A 20,929-nucleotide genomic window follows, 5' to 3' on the forward strand; every position below is an offset into this window, starting at 1 on the left:
ATTGTTATTATTTTATAGCCTGCCGGGTGAACACTTACCACATACTACTTACCACTTACTACTGATACTGAATATATATCGGCCGCGGCTTTAACTGCAGCACTTCTTCGGGCGTCATAGTACGGCTGTTGGGTTCCCTGAAGTCGTTTTTGTAAAAAATTTTGAATCCTGCATAATGCACAGGTTCTTTATAAATGTATTGTCTGTAGGTATTGATTTTGCGCGCCTGCAGTCCCCAGCCATCCATATCCATTACGATCTGAACTTCGGGGCGCGTTTTGATTTGCTTATGATTGGTTACCATTCCCTGCGTGAAGCGGTGTATTACTAATATTTTAGGAGGAAGGTTATGTTGTTTAACCAGGTTGGCCAGGTAGCCCGTAACATAGTTGATATCATCTGCATTAAAAGTACCGATAACCGTGCCGGGCCGTTGCCCGCCCTTCATTGAAAATTCGGGATCTATACCCAAATGTACATTGGGCATTATTAAATACTTTTCTAATTGCGGGATCTCCTCCTGCAAAGTGCTTAATCCCACCTGCACATCCAGGAAAGTAATGGCATCAATTTGCGCGGCCATGCTCAAAACAGAATCCACCTGGTGAAAAGGCATGCGCAGCCTGTATTTTCCACCTTTTCCAGGGCTTTCCTGAGCGGTTACCGCTATATAATGCAAAGCCGGTAAAACTTTAGTGGTGGTGTCTGCAGCTTCCCACTTATCCACTTCTTCCCTTAGCCTGGCTAACATTTCAGCAGGCGGCAATTCGCCTAAGATCCCCATCCGCTTCGAATACAGGTTGCCATAATAGGAAACTACTCTCTTAAAAGGAAAAATAGCACCCGGAAGCGGATAAGGCGCATTTACCGGCCACAAGCCGGAACTGTCGCCATTGGCCAACTGTATATTTTTCTGATTATACAATGCAGTATCAATCGGTGCGGGTGCATCCTGTTTCAGCGATACATCTTCCCGGAGCTCCATTACACTGCTATCTTTTGCCTGATCCGTTTCTGAAAAACTTTGCCCGCAACCGGCGGAAAGCAACACAAAAGCAAATAAACACACCAAAAACGCAACCCGTTGAAAATAATGAAAAGCAGAACCGCATCCTTTCACAGCAATGTTTTCCACAGCTTTAACCAAAACATGACGCATAACACAATTAATGTTTATAAGTGTCTAAAAATGAACAGGCAAAGTAACATCCTATTCTTCCAAAAACGTGATAATCAGGTAAATATTATCAACAATTTTACATTATTTTTTTAAGGCTGTGCCTGAGTAGAAAAAATGAAAATTATTAGTCTATAAATTTTGTAGACTAATAAATCAACGCTATATTTGCTTCATGATGAACAGTTTTTCGCATCTTATCACTAACTCCATGGCGCGATGTTAAGTAGCTGACGATGCGCATTTTTCTCTATCATTTTTTCTTCCTCATCTTCCCGTTATGAAATATTTCTTTAGCCCGTATTGGTTGGCCTGCATATTACTATTATTAATTACTCCGGGAGCGCTTCATACAGACCCGGTAATTATAGCTGGCAAACTGGTGGAAGAGGGAACGGGTAACCCGGTTAACGGAGCCTATATCTGCATTGTAAGTGGTGAAGAAGAAACGATAAGCGGCAGGGATGGCAGCTTTATTTTGAAGACCTGGCAGCGCTTACCTGTGCAATGTACAATAGAGCATAAGGATTTCACTGAAAAAAAATTAACCATGGAGAAAGGAATCCATGAAATGGTAGTATTGCTTAAGGCACAATAAGGCATAAGCGGTTTTGACAGGCACAACATATGAGTTACGTGGCCGAGCGGACAGGCAAAGGCGGGCAAGTCCTTTTACGGTGGTTCGATTCCACCCGTAACTGCGGAGTCATAAAGCAAGCAATCACTAACGCCCTTTCGTTTCTACGGAGGGGCTTTTGTTAATAAAAATGCAAACCAGATACGAAAACTCCCATTCAACTCTCACGTTCCTGTTCTCACATCTCACCTCTCACGTGTCACCCCTCAGCCCGTGAAACGATAAACTATTCACCATTCACCGTTCACTTCACAACATTTTTCTTAACCCAAATATCCTAACACCTCTTCCCCCATTGCGGTGGTGCCTAAAATTTTATCAGCCGGTGTTTGCGCATCGGCAATATCCCTGGTACGAAAACCCGACTTAAGTACTTGATCAACGGCATTGATAACCGCATCGGATTCGGCTTTCATTCCAAAAGAAATATCCAATAATAAAGCAGCCGATAAAACGGAAGCCAGCGGGTTGGCAATGCCTTTGCCGGTAATATCATGCGCGGAACCATGGATGGGTTCGTACACCCCTGTGCCATCACCAATAGAAGCCGAAGCCAGCATACCCATGGAACCGGCTATCTGCGAAGCTTCATCGGTGAGTATATCGCCGAACAAATTGGCCGTAACCACAACATCAAAGCGGCGGGGATCTTTTATGAGCAGCATGGCAGTAGCATCTACAAACTGGTGCTCCACTTCAATATCCGGGTATTCCAATGCTACCTTTTGCACTACTTCTCTCCATAAACGGGAGGTTTCAATTACATTGGCTTTATCAACCGAGCATAATTTTTTTCTTCTTGTTCCGGCCGATTCAAATGCCTTACGGGCAATGCGCTCTACTTCATAGCGACTGTATTCCGCCACATCATAAGCTGTATCGCCATTGTTCTTTCTTCCTTTTTCGCCAAAATAAATATCGCCGGTTAGCTCCCGGAAAAACATAATATCGGCGCCTTTCAATATTTCGGGCTTAATGCTGGAAGCGCCCAGCAATTCGTCAAATAATTTAATAGGACGGATATTAGCATACAAACCCAGCTCCTTGCGCATTTTCAGCAAGCCCTGTTCCGGTCTTACTTTAGCCGATGGATCATTATCATATTTGGGATGACCTACAGCGCCAAACAACACAGCGTCCGACTGCTTCATTTTTTCCAGCGATTCAGCGGGTAGCGGATCTCCCGTAGCTTCAATGGCCACATGACCAATCAATGCTTCATCATAGGAAAAACTGTGGCCAAATTGAGCTGCAATTTTATCTAATACTTTTTTACCAACTGCTGTTACTTCCTGTCCTATCCCATCGCCGGGAACAATTAAGATTTTTTTGGTTGCCATTTTGTTTTATTTATCCATCAATGCTATTCAACATCTTTTGCGTGGCTTTAATTGCCGACACGGTTTGATCACTGTCGAGCCCGCGCGTTTTGAATTCCTTATTATTGTACTGCCATGTTATGATCGTTTCACACAACGCATCGCTTCTGCCGCCGGGTGGTATGCGAACCGCATAATCGGTTAAAAGCGGCAGCTCCAGCTTTTTTTGCTTATATACTTTCTTGAGCGCATTCATAAACGCGTCATATTGCCCGTCGCCCTGCGCATGCTCTTCAAACAATTCGCCTGCTATCATAACCTTTATTGTTACAGACGGATTGAGGCCTTTGGAATGTGTTAATACATAGTTCTCAATTTTCACTGTTTCTTCCGTAACATCACTGTTTAATATATCCGAAATAATATAAGGAAGATCTGATTGCGTAACATCTACTTTCCTGTCGCCCAGTTCTATGATCCGTTGCGTTACTTTTTTTAAATCGGTATCAGACAGGTGTATGCCCAACTGCTGCAAATTGTTTTCAATATTGGCTTTGCCGCTGGTTTTGCCCAGCGCATATTTTCGCTGGCGGCCAAAGCGTTCCGGCATCAGGTCGCTGCAGTATAGCTTATTTTTTTTATCGCCGTCTGCATGAATGCCTGCCGTTTGGGTAAATACGTTTTCTCCCACTACCGGCTTATTTGCAGGAATGCGAAATCCTGAAAATGTTTCAACCAGCTTACTCACCGTATAAAGTGATTTTTCAGCGACCGCAGTTTTTACTTTCGGCATAAAATCGTTCAAAACGGCTATAGCACTGGCCAGGGGTGCATTACCTGCCCTTTCACCCATACCGTTTATAGTAAGATGAATGCCATGAGCGCCTGCCCTCACCGCTTCCAGCACATTTGCCGTTCCCAGGTCGTAATCGTTATGCGCATGAAAATCAAAATGGATGCCGGGATACCGCGCAACGATTTCGGATACATACTGATACGTTTCCGAAGGGATCAGAACGCCCAGTGTATCGGGCAACATTATTCTTTTAACAGGCTGGTGCTGCAGGAAATCAAGATATTGAAAAACATACTCTTTTGAATAACGCATGCCATTGCTCCAGTCTTCAAGATATACATTACACGCTATACCTTTTTTCGCGGCAAGAGCGATAACGGCGGCAACATCGGCGAAATGCTGTTCCGGTTTTTTCTTCAGCTGGTGCGTTAAATGATTTAATGAGCCTTTGGTAAGCAGGTTCATTACTTTTGCCCCGGCTTTCTGCATCCATTGCACGGATACGTCTCCGTCAACAAAAGTGAGTACTTCTACCCTGTTCAGATACCCGTTGGCTTTCGCCCATTTGGTAATTCTTTTTACCGCATCAAATTCCCCTTCCGACACGCGGGCCGAAGCTACCTCAATCCGGTCTGCCTTTACTTCCGACAACAAAAGTTTGGCGATCGTTAATTTTTCTGAAGCGGAAAAAGATACGCCGCTGGTTTGTTCTCCATCCCTGAGCGTGGTATCCATTATTTCAATATAGCGTTGGGCTGCCGGCATTTTCAGGTAAACTTTTAGTATAAACTTGTGGCTGCAAATGAACGGATATCTGCTTTCATTGCCTGGAGGTAATCAATATCATCATAACCATTCATGAGGTTATTTTTCTTATACCCGTTAATGTCAAACGATTCCGATTCCCCGGTGGAAAGGATGGTGATGGTTTGTTCGGGAAGGTTTATTTCTATTTCATTTTTGGGGTTGGCTTCAATAGCAGTGAATATCTTATCTAAAAATATTTCACTTACCTGAACCGGGAGGATGCCCACGTTGATGGAATTGTTTTTAAAGATGTCTGCAAAAAAGCTCGACACCACACAACGAAAACCATAATCGTAAATGGCCCATGCAGCATGCTCACGGCTGCTGCCGCTACCAAAGTTTTTACCGCCAACCAGGATTTTGCCGGTATACAACGGGTTATTCAGCACAAAATCTTTTTTAGGGGTATTATCGTTGTTGTACCGCCAGTCGCGGAAAAGATTATCGCCAAATCCTTTTCTTTCCGTTGCCTTTAAAAAGCGGGCGGGGATGATCTGGTCGGTGTCTACATTTTCAATAGGCATAGGCACCGCGGTGCTTTTAAGTACTGTAAATTTATCGTAAGCCATTTCGGAGTTTTGTAGTTTGTAGTTTTTTGTTTGTAGCCTTATACCTTATACCCTATACCTCATGCCTTATACCTCACACCTTCTCCTCAGCAATCAATTCTCTTGGGTCTGTAACCACCCCCGTAACTGCTGCCGCTGCTGCTACCAACGGACTGGCCAGCATTGTTCTGGCGCCGGGGCCCTGCCTGCCTTCAAAGTTCCGGTTGCTGGTGCTTACTGCGTATTTACCGGCAGGAATTTTATCATCGTTCATTGCCAGGCATGCCGAACAACCGGGCTGGCGCAGCTGAAATCCCGCATCTAATAAAAGATCCAGAATGCCTTCTTCTTTTATCTGCTGCTCTACTACGTGTGAGCCCGGAACGATCCATGCGGTAACATGATCCGCTTTTTTCCGGCCTTTTATAATGGAAGCAAATGCGCGAAAGTCTTCGATACGGCCATTGGTGCAACTGCCTATAAAAACATAATCTACCTTTTTACCGAGCATAGATTCTTCTTCCCGGAATCCCATATAATCGAGCGATTTTTCATAGCTCGATTTTCCGCTTCCAGCTTCTTCCGATACGGGAATGCGGTTGCTGATACCCATGCCCATACCCGGGTTAGTGCCAAAAGTGATCATAGGCTCTATATCTGAAGCATCAAAATGATATTCCCTGTCGAAGCTGGCGTCATCATCCGTTTTCAACGTTTTCCAGTAAGCCAGGGCCGTATCCCAGGCTTCCCCTTTAGGCGCCTTATCTTTTCCTTTAATATAGGCGAATGTTGTTTCGTCCGGCGCTATTATTCCGCCTCTTGCCCCCATTTCAATACTCATGTTGCATACCGTCATCCGGCCTTCCATGCTCATTTGTTCAAAAACGTCCCCGGCATATTCAACAAAATAACCGGTAGCGCCTGCGGCCGTTAGCTTTGAAATAATATAGAGCACTACATCTTTGGGCGTAACGGCCTTCCCCAGCCTGCCGTTAACGCTGATACGCATTTTCTTTGGCTTAGGCTGCATAATACATTGGGAAGACAGCACCATTTCTACTTCGGAGGTACCGATGCCGAAAGCAATAGCGCCAAAAGCGCCATGGGTGGAAGTATGCGAATCGCCGCAAACAACGGTCATGCCCGGCTGGGTAATACCGTTTTCAGGACCCACCACATGCACTATACCATTTTTGGGATTACCGAGTCCCCAATGCGAAATGCCGTATTTGCCGGAATTGGTTTCCAGCGCTTTTAACTGGTTGGCCGAAAGCGGATCCTGCACGGGCAGGTGCTGGTTAATGGTAGGCGTGTTATGATCGGCGGTAGCGAATGTTTTACCGGGGAACATTACCGTTAACCCTCTTTGCTCCAAACCCAAAAAGGCCACCGGGCTGGTTACTTCATGAATAAAATGACGGTCAATAAAAAACACATCGGGTCCATCCTCAATTTTTCTTACCACATGGGAATCCCACACTTTATCAAATAATGTTGCCGGTTTACTGCTCATTTTTTACGAGTTTAAAAGAGAACCGCAAATTTCTTAAATTATAGCCAGATAATCAGGATTTATCCGGTTTAAATTTAAATCTTTAGCAATTCCGGCTCATGATGTCTTCACTCCCCTTATGTCGAACGGAGTTTTCAGAGCCAGACTATGGATCAAAATAACCTTTTTCTATAAGACCAGACAGCAGCGGATCAAGGCTTCTTCAATTGGTGATTAAAATGGCACAAGGGGATCTTCATCAGGGCTGTGCACCTTAATATGGCTTCACTTTCCTGCTTGTATGTCGTATCCGCAATACTAATATTGTGTTTTTACTAACACGATAGGAAACACGATAATGAAACCTCGTAAAAGCCCGGTAAGAACCGTCATTCTGCCGTTTGTACTTATCTGGTGGGAACTTTTCAGGGTTCTTAGCGGTAGCATTTACCCGGGCTACGATGGCATCTACCACCTTCTCCGCCTGCTGAAAGGAATCTTTTAGGATATATTCGAAAATACCGGATAATTGTTTTTCAGCATTCTTACCTCAAATTATTTGGAATGTTTCTTTTTCCATCCTGCAATCCTTTCCTGCATTTGATCGTGGGTATAAAACTCGCCTTCCAAAATAGCCTGTTCAGCTTCCTTAAGTTCGTTGTTGTAGTTTGAAAAAGTTGTTCCGATTTCAGGAACTACAGGCACTTCAGTAATAATGTAACTTTTTACTACCTGTAATACAACTTCTTTCTGCCCGGGACTAAGTTTAGGCCAGTATTCCTTTATTTCTTTGTCAGCAGGCAACGCTCCCATATATTAACATTAATGGTTTGTTCAAAGTTAACCATTTTCCGCCAAGAGTTCTGCAGGCCTACTATAGAAATTTTCCGCATACTGCCTGTTACTAAAATTCGAAATCCGAAGGAGATAGAACAAAAGGGGTTATACTGTATCTGGACTTGCAGAACGAAAAAAGGGAATACCAAACAGTACCCCCTTATATCTTAATACAGAAAATATACTATACTCCTATTCTTCCGGCGTTAAATACCGGGCATAGGCATAGCCTTCTTCCCCGTCATCGGTTCTAATCAGCCACCACTGGTCGTTTGCCTTACTCACCAGCGTTACCAGCTCATTGTGCGCCGCTTTGCCAACAATGGGCTGATCGGTACCGGGACCTTTACGGATATTCAGATTAGACGTTTCGGTAGTTACTTTAGCCTTAGCGCCTGCCACGGCAGTTGCTACATTTACATTCATTACCACATCTCCCGATAAAAAATTGGGGTCAATTTTCCCGTATATATCCCACAATTGATCCTTTACACTGCCCGATGGCGCTTCACCATCAATATATAATACGCCATCCTGCTCTCTTACCTGCAAATTGGCCACACCCGAACCGGTAGCCGTATCTACTAACTGTTTGTATTTATCCTGTAGTGCCATATATGTTTAGTTTTTTAGATTAGTTAATTTTTAACGCGGTGGCGTCTACTTTCTTAGGCTTTAAGCCATCCAGTGTCATTTTAATTTTCCTCCAGTTAGCCGCCGTGGTTTCGCCGGTAACGGTAATGATGCCATCAGCAGCGGTGGCTTTAACCGTGGGGAAATCCTTAAGCGCATCTGCAATACCTTTCGTTAAAGGATCATCTGCCGCAATTTCAACAGGAGCGGGCGGAGGAGGCGGAGCGATGGTGGTATTGTTGATAACCTGCTTCACGCCTTCTATACTTTTAACGGCAGCTTCACTGTCCATTTGATCGGCCTGGTCTTTAGCTTCCCCGCTAAGCGTAACTACGCCATCCTGTACGGTAGCCACAAGATGTGATAAAGCGGTATTGGATTGAATTTTGGCTTCTATGTCCTGGTCGCTTATTTTAGGTTTACACGAAAAAAGCCAGATGCCGGCCATAGCAACAAACATAGTACCCTTAAGCAAACGAAAAAGTGTTTTTTCCATACAAGTGTTGGTTTTAAGAATAAATAATATTAAGACTCAAAAGAAAATCATGCCAACTAAAAAATTGCCTGAAATTAAATTTTTAAATTGAAGGTTATTCAATGCCTTTAACCCTTAGCCTTATTTATGTATGATATACGTTGCTCCTTCTATGGCTAAGTCTGTATTGGGAAACACAGCCCGGGCTTCCGTAACAAAATCATCCAAGGTTTCATAGCGGCTGCTGAAATGCCCGATCAGCAGCTTGCCGGCATTGGCTTTTAAAGCAATAGCCGCAGCCTGAACACTGGTGGAGTGCATACGGCCGGCGGCTTTTTCTTTTTGATCATCTAAGTAAGTGGCTTCATGATATAAAAGATCAACGGCCTTACATTTTTCAGCAATGCTTTCATCATAAACCGTATCCGCGCAATAGGCATAACTTTCCACAGGCGGTACCGGCAGGGTGAGCCACTCTTTTTTTATAACCATCCCATCTTTAGTAATATAATCTTCCCCTGCCTTAAGCCGCTGGTAAAAGGAAGAAGGGATGGCATACTTCCTCAGTTTTTCGCTATCCAGCTTTAAGGGTTTGTTCTTTTCCTTAAACATAAAACCCCAGCAGGGTATACGATGATTTACCGCAAAGCAGCTTACCGTTATCTTCTTTTCATCAACCAAGATACCTTCCTTTTCGATGACAACAAAGTGTAAAGAGTAAGGTAAAACCGTATCGGCGGCTTGCAGTTGTATATCAATGATTTCCCTGAGCAGCGGCGGTGAAAATATCCACAGGTCTTCCGTACGTCCGTTTAACCCATAACTGGTGAGCAAACCGGGTAATCCAAAATAATGATCGCCGTGTAAATGGGAAATGAATATATAGCGGATACGGTTACGGCGGATCTTATAGCGGTTCATTTGTATTTGCGTGCCTTCGCCGCAATCCACTAAAAACAGATGCTCATCATAATAAACCACCTGGGCAGTGGGATGCCTGTCGTGCATTGGAAGCGCCGAGTTATTGCCAAGTATGGTTACTGCAAACACATTGTTACGATTAAAAAGTGAAAAAGTAGTGTTAAGTTAATCATAATATGCCGTATCAAAGGGGTAAGGAATAGGGTATAAGGAGTAAGTGTCTTTCACTTCTCTCGTTTCTTTTCTCACCATTCATGTTCCACCTGGTGAAACGATAAATGATAACCGTGAGACTACCCATTCACCATTCACTTCTCACTATTCCCTTCTCTCAAAATCGAAAAGTGTTGCTGTAAAAACCCCATCTTCTCTTTTTTTAAAGATCACATCCCAGTTGCCCGTGTAGCGCAATAACTTCGGAACCAGGTAACCATTCGCTTTTGTCATCTCCACCTGCAGCTGCACCTCAAAATCGTATACACCCGCTTTATAGCTCATAGCATAATTCCTGGCCAGCACCTCAAATGTATTTACACTAAACCAGGTGGTCATTTCATCAATCACTACCCGGTCTTTTTTTGCTCCTTTTAATCCCGCTCTGGCTTTTATAACAAACAAATAGCACAGCTCGCCAAGGTGTTCCTGCAGATCGAGATGATAATCGTAGAGGGGCGCCATATCTTCTTCAAAAATGGCCGTTTTGCTGCCAATAAACGGCAGTCCGGGTATGGCTTTGCCGGGGTTAAAAAAAAGCATTTTTAATTGTTCCTTACGTTTAGCCATGCCCGATTTACCCTTCAGGTTCAGCTCCGTTCCTTTTACTATATTGGTTTCACCGCAAATGGTATCGGGGGCAAAGAAAAGACTGGCATATAATTCAGGCGTGTAATAATTATACTGTTGGTTGCTGCCATACATATCCCCTGTAACTTCTTCCTGTACAATGCTGGTATGACGGCAGCCCTTATCGGCCCATTGCGTAGTTTTGCTGTATAAGGCGGCTTTCACCTTTCCTTTTTTATCAAACATGCGGATGTCATTCAGCGAAGTGAAGTTCAGTATACGCAGGTTGCGGAAAGCCTTGTAAAAAGTAGTATCGTTTTTTACTCTTTCAATAAAGGAAGGTATGTCTATATTATTACGGATGATGATCTCCGACAGTGTAATCACTTTTTTATCCACCGTCACGGTATCGTTCTGCTGGGCAGGGAGCAACACGGGAAGTAAAAAAAACAACAGCAGGAGTTGCGTTATATGCCGGTATTTACTTTGCAAAAGACATTTTGTAATCAACATTCACTTTTCCTTTCGAAATATCGTCGAGCTTACCTTTCATTAACCTGCGCTTAAAAGGTTTCAGGTAATCAATGAATAATTTACCTTCAATATGATCGTATTCATGAAGGATGACCCTAGCTGTTATTCCGTTAAATGTTGCAGTGCGGGGCTCAAATTGTTCATCCACATACGCGATGGTTACTTCCTCATTGCGGTAAATATCTTCCCGTATTTTGGGAATGCTGAGGCAGCCTTCGTTATATGCCCATTCCTTACCATCCAGTTCCTTAATATGGGCATTAATAAAAACCTGCTTAATTCCGGGCGTATCCGGATATTTATTACGCTCTCCATCATCCATACCCGCAAACACCTGGGTACTGTCTATAATAAAAAGGCGGATATCGCGGTTAACCTGGGGTGCTGCCAGGCCTACCCCGCTGGATGCATACATGGTTTCCCACATATCCTCAATCAGCTTACCTAATTTGGGATAGTCCGGCGTTATATCCTTACACACTGTTCTCAGCACCGGGGCGCCATATGCTATAATGGGTAAAATCATGGGTTTTACTTATTGATTCGCTTATTTTATGGCTGCAAATTTAGCTGAAATTCCGTAAACTAATATTCCTGTTCACCGGCATGATCCAAACTTACTTAACCGAGAATTTATATACGGTTATCTGGTGATATTTTTCACCCGGGCGCAAAATACTGTCGGGGAATGCAGGCTGGTTGGGCGAATCGGGGTAGTGCTGGGTTTCGAGGCAAACACCTGCGTGCTTATGGTATGGTATATTAGCGGGTGTGTGCTGCAGGCTGCCATCTAAATAATTGCCTGTATACAATTGCACCCCCGGCTGTGTGGTGGCGGTTTCCATAAGCCGGCCGCTGGCGGCATGATACAATGTGCTGATGGTTTGCAGCTTACCTGTATTATTACCCAGCACAAAGTTGTGGTCGTAACCATTTCCCGTTGCAGCAATGTCCTTTCCGATCTTTTTAGGAGAAGTGAAATCGTAAGGGGTATTTTTTACCGGAACCAAATCGCCCGTAGGAATAACCTTGTCGTTGGTTGTGGTGTAATAACCCGACCGCAGCATCAGTTCATGATCCAGCACAGTGGCATCACTGCCTGCCGATAAATTAAAATATGCATGATTGGTAAGGTTAACGGGTGTGGCCGCATCCGTAACCGCTGTATAATCAATGATGAGCTCACTTTCTTCTGATAAAGTATACACAACAGTAACAGTAAGATTGCCCGGATAACCTTCCTCGCCATCAGGGCTCTTATATGTGAGCTGAAGCGAAGCACTTTCGGGGGTAAAAACGGCATCCCACACTTTTTTATCAAATCCTTTTATGCCCCCGTGCAGGGTATTGCCATTGTTGTTCGGCGCCAGCTGGTATACTTTGCCATTTAACGAAAAACGGGCGTTGGCAATGCGGTTGGCATACCGTCCAACTAAGCAGCCAAAAAAAGGATTGTTCTTTTGCAGATAACCTTCCAGCGAATCGAAACACAATATAACATTCCCTTTTTCACCTGTTTTGCCTGGCGTTATGATATCGGTGATGGTGCCTCCGTAGTTCAATATTTTTACCGTTACACCCTTCTTATTAGCCAGCGTATACTGCAGCACATCTTTTCCTTCCAGCTCTCCCCATTTTTTTACCTGTTCGTTAACCATTATAAATCCATTTAAAAGATAATAGATGAAGTTATGACCTAAGTTCGAAATAAATAATGTAACTGAAGAAAAATACAGTCCTGCCTTCCTGTATGATCTGCCCTGATACCTGTTCATTAATTTCCACCAAACCCTCCCCTGAAGCCGATACGAACCGCGGAAGTTTGGAACCCCTGGTTGCCAAAACCCCATACATAATCAATTCTCAGGATTTTAAGTATGTTTTCGATACCACCAAAGGCCTCATAATAATAATTATTCTTGTTCACTACAAACGCATTGGCGCCTCCTATAAGATGCAGGTTGAGCGTTTTAATGAATGGTATTTTATTGGTGAGGAACCCGTTGAAATGATGCTCTATATTTAAGGTAGCATACAGCCTTTCGGTAGTTGAGCGGGCATAATAGGGAGCCAACTGAAAACTGTTCAGGTATTCCGTTGCTACCAGCATCCGGTTACCATTGAAATGCTGGTAATCGGGTATCTCCAGCCTGCGGTTATTAAAAAAACCGCCTACTGAAATGTTATAATCAAACATGCCGGCCAGCTTTACATTAATATCATCCTTTACGGAAAATTTCCAGCGGTCATAATCCACATCGCTGCCCAGTAAGCCGTTAATGCCTTTGGCAAAGCTTACGGTAAACATCGGATACTTAGAACCCAGGTTAATTTTCCGCTCGGGTAGCTGGATATATTTTGTTCCGGGCCGGTAGCTAACCGTAAATGCCGCTACCAGTGCCTGGTGCCGCTGAAAGTTCTCTGAAACCAGTTCCACCGGGTAGTTGGGCGTTCGGCGGGTGATGTTTTTAGCTTTTCCCCAATAGGTGTCATCGGTGTTTTCAAGCGGCATCCTGTCCTGGTAGCTGATATTCGCTTTTATGGTAGTGCCCTCTCCCACTCCTCTTGTATATAATATTTCGGCAAAGGCCGCCTCATAAATTTTCAAATAGTTGCTTCCAAACAGCAGGGTATTGTAAGAATTAACAATCGGTTTTACCGGGTTGTTATTGTTGATCTGGAATACCTTTTTACCTCCGGCAAGCGCAATCGAATTCATACGCCATTTCCCGAAAGTATATTGTGTGGCAACATCGGCATTCAGGTGACGGTTGGTAAATCCATAACGCACCGTGGGTGTAATGGAAACAGACCGGTTTTCTGTAAAATTCCTGGCATAGGTTGGACCTAAATTGATATTGAACCCTTCCACCGTGTTAAAGTTCGTTATTTCAATCAATGGCGGATAACTGAAGGATGACTTCTTGCTTTGCCGGTTAAAGGTTTGTCCGAAAATTAAAATACCGGCAGGAGTAAACCTGTTCTTTCTCCTGTCAACAGAATCAAGGTAGCGGGGGTCACGCCGTACGATCTCCAGGCTGTCTTTTTTCAGGTAATCCATTAGTTCATCATCCAAAAGCGGCACCGGACGAACGGTATCCCAGTAAGCACGCGGCTTTTTATTAGACCCGGTGTCGTATGCGAGAATGATATTGCTGAAAAATTTTTTATCAAATTCCGGATCAAGCGTATAATCCGAATACACGGTTACGAAACTTCCTTTGGCATCAAACCCAAACATTTTAACCGCGGGATATACTACCTGGCTGTGAATCATCCATACGTCTTTGGAAACGGGCACATAGAGGTGCTCAATACGCAATGTATCTGCCAGCTCCATCTGCGATCTTTTGGTAAGCATCAGGTCCACGCTATGAATCCGCCACTCCTCCTCAACAATATTGATATAGCCGCTGAACAGGGGCTCATAACTTCGTTTGGGCGTAACCTTTATATGATTGATCAGCCTGCCGTTCTCCGTAAAGCTGCCCATGAATTGATAACGGTAAAAATTCAGGGCGTTTTCAGCAATGGGAGAAATAAAACCACGCGGATTAAGCGCATTGCTGATCTGTATATTGTTATCATAAAAAGTAACGTATCGCGGACTGCCGAATCCAAAACCTTCCGCCTGGCCGCTTACCCTGGTGGAAGTAACTTCTACCTTTTCCTTTTCGGGTTTTTGAAACGAATAGGTAGCAATGGTTTCGGAGAGATAGATCATTTTATTTTTCCCTGTATCTCCATCGGCAAAATCAACTTTTTGTCCGAAGATCGTTGCAGGATAGTCCTGCAGCCTGAGCTGTCCCTTGATATATACCTGGCATTGAAAAGCATTTACCTGGTTTTTGTAAAAAGATCGCTTTTTTATGGCCTGACGTATAATTTCATAGGCGGGATCTTCCACCCCATCGCCGATTACAATTTCCTGCAGTGTGAGTTCCTGTAAAAGAAGCGTGAAATCAATTTGCAAAGGTTGTTGAAGCACCGTAACCTCCTTCTCCATCATCTTATACCCCACATGCATACATTGCAGTATATAGCTGCCGGCAGGAAGGTTCAACACATACTTTCCCTCATTATTAGCGGTAGTACCCAGTATGCCGCCTTTAACTATTACGGAAGCAAATGGAAGGAGGTTTCCCTTATTGTCTTTTACTGTTCCCGTAACAGGAACAGCCAGCGCAAGCAAATGAGAGCCGGTAAGAAAAATAATAAGGAGCAAGTATTTTTTCATGCAACAACATTCCCTCAACGAAAATAAGGCTTTGTAAGTAAATGAAATTGCAAAACCACTCAGAACAGCCGGCGAAGCAGAGAGCCGCTGAGTGCCGAAAATGCAGCTACCAACCCGCCAATCAAAGCCGTTAAGCCAATCAGCAACAACGGGCTATCGGCTTTTATTACCAGCACAGCAATTTTATGCGCAAGCAAATGATCATTGGCGGTACTGATCCACCAGGCAAGTCCGCCCCACAGCAATAAAAGCGCAACAAACCCTGTTATAAAAGCCATGTAAGGTTTTTGAATGATGATGAGGGGTATTAAAAAAGAAACCACCGCAATGCTCCACCAGGGAAGATACAGGCAGGCTACAAAACTCAGCAATGCGGTTAATATAATGGAGGCTGTAAATTTCATGTTGTTGATTGTTATGCGTTAGTCAGTTTGCTGTCTGATCAGATGATTGGTTAATTAACTGGTTGCCCGGTTGATTTGCCGGTTAGTTGCTAAATGTTCGTCACTCACGACAGACTATTCATTATTGACTATTCACCACTGCGCCCCTCACTCATTCCCAAACTCCATTTTCCATACCAGCCTGTCTCCCTCCTGTTCTCCTCTTTTCATAAACCAGGCCTTATAGTATTCACCTGCCGCCCATTTATCTACAAATGAATCGTAGTATAGGCTGCCGGGATTCCCCGACTGTCCGCCAGGGTATATTACATAAGCATCCGTTTCTTTTGTTAGTTCAATGACCATGCGCCAACTGGGACCATGATTGTGCTGCATGGCGTTAATGATATGCGATCCGCCGCCTACCGGCAATCCTGTTCTTGCAAAAGGCATCATGGCAGCACCCAGTAAATGATAAATGGATGTGTTTTTATTAGCGCCCCAGGTAAGCTGATTGACAGCGCTGAGCGAATCCGCAGCTTTTGCAGCCTGTTTATAAGCATTGGTTATTACATCGGTAATGGTTTCCTGCTCAGGCGTATTAATATTATCAATGTACTTAAACGCCGTATCGCGCAGCAAGGCTTCCGTTAATGTTTTTTCGGAAGGACGGAGCCCTGTAACGCCGGCTTTTTCAAATTCATCATCCCATACCTGCTTTTCAAGATTATCGTACCACAGCTTGAAGATAGTAGCGCCTCTTTCATTAATATTATTGTATAACGACCACCCGCTTACGATGTCAAGGTATTTTCTTTCATTTTCATTCAGGCTGCTGTCGTTAACATACTTCAGCAATAAGGGTCTTGCAGTTTCCGCAAATACATTGTAGTTATCGTTTTGCAGCTTCATCATATCATCTGCGGTAACGTCATCTATGGCATACAACTCCCTGTTAATGGCAATACCCCTGTACAGGTCATAGTAGCCCGGAATAAAATAAGGATAGGTGCTGTCGGCCGGACGCTGGTTAGCGCTGCTCACAAACCCTCTTTCGGGATTAAGGATATGCGGGTTTTCATCTGCGGGAATAAACTCCTGCCACATATAGCTGCTGTCTTTTCCCGGCATCACATACAATCCCTGCCTGTTCCACAGCGCGGGAAAAACGCCCTGCTGCCAGATGGCGATATCGCCGGCTTTGGATGCAAAAACAACATTATGCGCCGGGTTGGTAAAATATTGCAATGCATTTTTATAATCTTCGTAATTGTTGGCCCGGTTTAAATAATACCAGGTTAGCAATTCGTTCGAAGGATCATGCGCTTTCCAGCGCAAAGCCAACGCTGCGCCGGGTTCAGTAGCAGAAGGAAAACTTTCATCGTATATAACCGGGCCGAAAACAGTATACGCAATCGTATCATACACTATCGGCCTGCCTTTTACTTTAATCGTTTCAATTCTCAGCCGGCTGTTTTCCCAGCCGCTGCCGAACCTGTACTGCGTTTTGGTTTTGTCTTTAAACTGTATGGCATAATAGTCCATTACATCTCTTTCTGAATTGGTAAAGCCAAAAGCGATACTATCGTTGAAGCCTATAATAACCCCCGGTGCTCCCGGAAAGCTTACACCGTAAGCGTTCATAGTGGGTGTGGTTACCTGCATTTCGTACCAGATGGAGGGAAACGACAGATCTAGATGCGGATCATTGCAAAGTATAGGCGCGCCACTTCGTGTTCGCGCGCCGCTTACCGCCCAGTTATTACTCCCATTGTTGGGGTTGGGCTTTTCTATTTCCTGCAAGTTTCCCGTAATGTTATTAATATATACCGAATCGGTAAGTGCGGGTGCAACCGGAGTAACAGAAGCAGGGGGGAAAAGCGTGCCTTTAGGTATTACAGGATCAAGCGAATCGCTTACCTGGGGAAAAAGAATACGCAGGGCTTCATCACCAAAAAAAGCTTTGGCTTTTGTTAAAGGCAGATCATCCGAAAAGCCCGACAGCGTTTGAGCCATCTGTTTTACAAACAGCGCGGTTTTCAGGTTGCTCCATTTTTCCGGTTTATATCCTAATAGTTTATATTCTACCGGCAACCGGCTTTCGGGCAATGACGTTATATAAGCGTTCACTCCCGCTGTATAGCTATCTACCTGCGCTTTGGAAAGGGGGTTGACTTCTATTTCCTTCAGCATATTTTCCGCTGCATATACCATTCCCAGCCTTCTTCTGCCCTTATCAAAATCCAGCGCTTTATCGCCCACGATCTCACTGATGCGCCCTGCCGCCGCATAGGTTTGAAATTCCATCTGCCATAAGCGGAAACGGGCATGGAGGTAGCCCTGTAAAAAACAGGCGTCTTCATCATTATCTGCCACAATATGGGGCACCAGGCGATCATCAAGATATACCGTGGATTTTCCCTTAAGTTCAGAAAAGTGCAGCCGGGCATTAAAATGCTGCTTCACAGGTTCTGCATTTTGCCATATACCATGCTGGGGGCTTAAAAAGCTGCCCAAAGGAAGTGGTAGCAAGGTGTTAGTACCCAGGACAATAACCATTGCCACCGTTATGATACAGGAAAGACAAAAGAAGACAATTCTCATGGTTTAAAATTAAGGGCTTGAGGCGAAAGTCGGTAAAATATTTGTGGTTATGGATAAAGCACGAAATCTAAAATCCTAAATCCGAAGAAATACAAAGCACCAAAAGACAAATAACAAGAACCAAATAAATTTCAAATGCCAGATTCGAAGATGGAAATCCGAAGTTCGAAGTAATGCAACATAAATCACAAACCTAAAATTCCGAAGCCGGAAAACCGAAATTCGGGGGAGAAGAGAAAAAGATGAAAGAGGGAGTATCCGCCCTATCCCCGGTAGTTACCTCACCTGATCTGACGGCTGATCCCTGACACCTGACAGCCATCTGAAAAAGTTGTTTTTCTATACATATATTTTATATACCTTTGCACCCCGCAAAAACGGGTGTACTTGGTTTACTGCTTTGCAGCAACAAAGTGCAAATTGCCCCAAAGGCTCCATAAGTGTTCCGTCTGTTCGGGACCGCCCCACGGGTATAACATAAATACTTTTACTTATATGCCAAAGGTTAAAACCAATTCCAGCGCAAAGAAAAGGTTTAAAGTGACCGCCACCGGCAAGATCACCCATCAAAAGGCTTTTCGCCGTCACATTCTTACCAAAAAATCAAAAAAACGCAAACGCGCCATGAGAATTGATGGACAGGTACACCAGTCTAATATGGATTTCGTGAAACGCCTTTTGCGTTTAAAATAGGCTGGTTGCTCCCTGTATGGAGACAGCAGACCGTATATTAACAGAATAACATTTAAAAAACAGTTTACGTACGCCCGGAGCGTACTACAACTTAAAACTTAATAATTATGCCACGTTCAGTAAATGCCGTTGCATCCAAGGCCCGCAGGAAAAGAATATTAAAAGCCGCCAAAGGCTTTTATGGCAAACGTAAAAATGTATTAACCGTTGCCAAAAACGTAGTGGAAAAAGGATTAACCTACAGCTATGTTGGACGGAAACTGAAGAAAAGAGAATACCGTGCTTTATGGATAGCGCGTATTAACGCCGCTGTGCGCGAAGAAGGGCTCACCTATTCGGAGTTTATCTTTAAATTGCGCCAGAAAGGGATAGAACTTGACCGCAAGGTTTTAGCCGACCTTGCGATGAACGAAGCCGAAAGCTTTAAGAAGCTGATTGCTTCCGTTAAATAACGATAAACACAGGGATGAATTGAATAATTTTTCCAGATAATTACACGTAACCGGTAGTGAAAAAAATTCACAACCGGTTTTTTATTGGAAAAAGCACCAAAAAACTACATTTGTATATTTATTGCTCACCCTTACAACATTTCTACAGTAAAAAATGAACAAATCATACACCGATCTGGTGAAACAAACCTTCTATTTTCCACAGGAAGGTTTTGATGTAACAGACGGCTACCTTCGCTTTAACGGATTAGACCTGAAAGCACTTATTGACAAATATGGCACACCCCTTAAGCTTACCTACCTGCCCAAAATAGGCATGCAGATAGATAAGGCAAAAAAGATGTTTAAAGATGCGTTCAAGAAACACCGGTATGAAGGCAAGTACTTTTATTGCTACTGCACCAAAAGCTCACATTTTGCTTTTGCGGTTGAAGAGGCGCTCAAGCATGAAATTCACCTTGAAACCTCTTATGCATACGATATAGAGATCATTAACCGGCTGTATGAAAGAAGGAAGATCAATAAAGACATTCATATTATCTGCAATGGCTTTAAACAAAAAGGATATACTTCGCGTATTGCCAGGCTGCTGAATACCGGCTTTAAAAATGTAATTCCCGTTCTTGATAACAAAGAGGAGCTTGATGCTTACCGCCGTTCGGTAAAAGTGCCGTTTAAGCTGGGCATACGTGTTGCCGCTGAAGAAGAGCCTACTTTTCCTTTCTATACTTCCCGGTTAGGCATGAGGGCAAGGGATATACTGGAATTTTATGTAGATAAGATTGAGGGAAATGAACACAAGTTCCAGTTAAAGATGCTGCACATCTTTCTCAATAAAGGCATCAAAGATGATATTTATTACTGGAGTGAGCTCAATAAGATCATTCACCTGTATTGCCAGTTAAAAAAGATATGCCCTGAGCTGGATTCCATTAATATTGGCGGCGGTTTTCCTATCAAGCATTCGCTCGGGTTTGAATACGACTACCAGTTCATGATCAATGAAATTGTACGTAATATTAAAAGCGCCTGTAAAAAAGCCAAAGTGCCCATGCCCAACATTTATACAGAGTTTGGCAGCTTTACGGTTGGGGAAAGCATGGCACATATTTATAGCGTAGTAGGACAAAAAGTACAGAACGACCGGGAAACCTGGTATATGATAGACTCTTCTTTTATTACCACATTGCCCGATACCTGGGGCATTGGCGAAAGATTTTTATTGCTTCCCATTAACAAATGGGAAGAAGAGTATCAACGGGTGGTACTTGGCGGTATGACATGCGATAGTCACGACTACTATGATTCTGAAGAACATATCAACGAAGTATTTCTTCCTAAAATTGTGAATGGAGAACCCCTGTATCTGGGCTTCTTTCATACCGGCGCATACCAGGATCAGATCAGCGGCTACGGTGGCATTAAACACTGCCTTATCCCCTCTCCAAAACATGTTATTGTGGAATACGACAAGAACGGTAAACTGGTTGACTGGCTATACGCCAAAGAACAATCTTCGCAAAGCATGCTGAAGATACTGGGGTATATTAAGTAAGGGGTAAGTGATTCGCAGGTTACAAGTTGCAGGGTGGTAATAAACT

At 43.7% G+C, this 20,929-nt stretch carries 19 protein-coding genes and 1 pseudogene; 4 read left to right on the plus strand and 16 right to left on the minus strand.

Annotated elements, in window-relative coordinates; translation table 11 throughout:
- Positions 1–58: 58 nt before the first annotated feature.
- Positions 59–1,159 (minus strand): hypothetical protein, encoded by a 1,101-nt coding sequence (locus PLE34_RS04290; protein ID WP_324554547.1) that lies wholly within the window; start codon positions 1,157–1,159, stop codon positions 59–61.
- 298 nt (positions 1,160–1,457) lie between these two features.
- On the opposite strand from PLE34_RS04290, the gene PLE34_RS04295 reads away from it, so the two are divergent.
- Positions 1,458–1,775, plus strand: a complete 318-nt coding sequence (locus PLE34_RS04295; protein WP_324554548.1) for a hypothetical protein — start codon at positions 1,458–1,460, stop codon at positions 1,773–1,775.
- A 302-nt stretch (positions 1,776–2,077) separates the two neighbouring features.
- Here the strand turns inward: PLE34_RS04295 and leuB are convergent, their stop codons facing one another.
- From leuB to PLE34_RS04370, 15 genes and pseudogenes are all read right to left on the minus strand, one after another.
- The gene (gene leuB / locus PLE34_RS04300) at positions 2,078–3,154 is read right to left on the minus strand and encodes a 3-isopropylmalate dehydrogenase (RefSeq protein ID WP_324554549.1); all 1,077 of its coding nucleotides are present in this window, start codon (positions 3,152–3,154) and stop codon (positions 2,078–2,080) included.
- Positions 3,155–3,164: 10 nt separating this feature from the next.
- On the minus strand, positions 3,165–4,694 hold the full coding sequence (locus PLE34_RS04305) for a hydroxymethylglutaryl-CoA lyase-like TIM-barrel protein (protein ID WP_324554550.1): 1,530 nt from the start codon (positions 4,692–4,694) through the stop codon (positions 3,165–3,167).
- Positions 4,695–4,708: 14 nt separating this feature from the next.
- The gene (leuD, locus tag PLE34_RS04310) at positions 4,709–5,305 is read right to left on the minus strand and encodes a 3-isopropylmalate dehydratase small subunit (protein ID WP_324554551.1); all 597 of its coding nucleotides are present in this window, start codon (positions 5,303–5,305) and stop codon (positions 4,709–4,711) included.
- 73 nt (positions 5,306–5,378) lie between these two features.
- Positions 5,379–6,797: a 3-isopropylmalate dehydratase large subunit gene (gene leuC, locus PLE34_RS04315; RefSeq protein WP_324554552.1), complete on the minus strand. Its 1,419-nt coding sequence runs from the start codon at positions 6,795–6,797 to the stop codon at positions 5,379–5,381.
- A gap of 253 nt (positions 6,798–7,050) precedes the next feature.
- A pseudogene (locus PLE34_RS04320) lies at positions 7,051–7,308 on the minus strand (type II toxin-antitoxin system RelE/ParE family toxin); the annotation flags it as partial.
- 23 nt (positions 7,309–7,331) lie between these two features.
- Entirely contained in the window at positions 7,332–7,589 is a 258-nt protein-coding gene (locus tag PLE34_RS04325) for a hypothetical protein (RefSeq protein WP_324554553.1), read from the minus strand.
- A gap of 216 nt (positions 7,590–7,805) precedes the next feature.
- On the minus strand, positions 7,806–8,228 hold the full coding sequence (locus PLE34_RS04330) for an SH3 domain-containing protein (RefSeq protein WP_324554554.1): 423 nt from the start codon (positions 8,226–8,228) through the stop codon (positions 7,806–7,808).
- Between the two features lie 19 nt (positions 8,229–8,247).
- On the minus strand, positions 8,248–8,742 hold the full coding sequence (locus PLE34_RS04335; RefSeq protein WP_324554555.1) for a BON domain-containing protein: 495 nt from the start codon (positions 8,740–8,742) through the stop codon (positions 8,248–8,250).
- A 120-nt stretch (positions 8,743–8,862) separates the two neighbouring features.
- Complete coding sequence (locus PLE34_RS04340) at positions 8,863–9,771, minus strand: ribonuclease Z (protein ID WP_324554556.1); 909 nt, start codon at positions 9,769–9,771, stop codon at positions 8,863–8,865.
- A gap of 189 nt (positions 9,772–9,960) precedes the next feature.
- Positions 9,961–10,938: a hypothetical protein gene (locus tag PLE34_RS04345; RefSeq protein ID WP_324554557.1), complete on the minus strand. Its 978-nt coding sequence runs from the start codon at positions 10,936–10,938 to the stop codon at positions 9,961–9,963.
- Positions 10,907–11,485: a peptide deformylase gene (gene def / locus PLE34_RS04350; RefSeq protein ID WP_324554558.1), complete on the minus strand. Its 579-nt coding sequence runs from the start codon at positions 11,483–11,485 to the stop codon at positions 10,907–10,909. The genes PLE34_RS04345 and def overlap by 32 nt, the downstream gene beginning before the upstream one ends.
- Positions 11,486–11,576: 91 nt before the next feature.
- Positions 11,577–12,617 (minus strand): aldose epimerase family protein, encoded by a 1,041-nt coding sequence (locus PLE34_RS04355; RefSeq protein ID WP_324554559.1) that lies wholly within the window; start codon positions 12,615–12,617, stop codon positions 11,577–11,579.
- A 116-nt stretch (positions 12,618–12,733) separates the two neighbouring features.
- Positions 12,734–15,196, minus strand: a complete 2,463-nt coding sequence (locus PLE34_RS04360) for a DUF5686 and carboxypeptidase regulatory-like domain-containing protein (protein WP_324554560.1) — start codon at positions 15,194–15,196, stop codon at positions 12,734–12,736.
- A gap of 59 nt (positions 15,197–15,255) precedes the next feature.
- Entirely contained in the window at positions 15,256–15,600 is a 345-nt protein-coding gene (locus PLE34_RS04365) for a hypothetical protein (RefSeq protein WP_324554561.1), read from the minus strand.
- A gap of 147 nt (positions 15,601–15,747) precedes the next feature.
- Complete coding sequence (locus PLE34_RS04370; protein WP_324554562.1) at positions 15,748–18,183, minus strand: penicillin acylase family protein; 2,436 nt, start codon at positions 18,181–18,183, stop codon at positions 15,748–15,750.
- Positions 18,184–18,678: 495 nt separating this feature from the next.
- On the opposite strand from PLE34_RS04370, the gene rpmI reads away from it, so the two are divergent.
- The 3 genes from rpmI to PLE34_RS04385 all read left to right on the plus strand — a co-directional run bounded on the left by rpmI (position 18,679) and on the right by PLE34_RS04385 (position 20,883).
- Positions 18,679–18,876 carry a 50S ribosomal protein L35 gene (gene rpmI / locus PLE34_RS04375; RefSeq protein WP_324554563.1) on the plus strand — a complete coding sequence of 66 codons (198 nt, stop codon included), beginning with the start codon at positions 18,679–18,681 and terminating at the stop codon, positions 18,874–18,876.
- 107 nt (positions 18,877–18,983) lie between these two features.
- Positions 18,984–19,328: a 50S ribosomal protein L20 gene (gene rplT, locus PLE34_RS04380; protein ID WP_324554564.1), complete on the plus strand. Its 345-nt coding sequence runs from the start codon at positions 18,984–18,986 to the stop codon at positions 19,326–19,328.
- Positions 19,329–19,482: 154 nt separating this feature from the next.
- Positions 19,483–20,883 carry a type III PLP-dependent enzyme domain-containing protein gene (locus tag PLE34_RS04385; protein WP_324554565.1) on the plus strand — a complete coding sequence of 467 codons (1,401 nt, stop codon included), beginning with the start codon at positions 19,483–19,485 and terminating at the stop codon, positions 20,881–20,883.
- Positions 20,884–20,929 lie beyond the last annotated feature (46 nt).

Source organism: Agriterribacter sp. (assembly GCF_035445465.1).
Taxonomy (GTDB): Bacteria; Bacteroidota; Bacteroidia; order Chitinophagales; family Chitinophagaceae; genus Agriterribacter.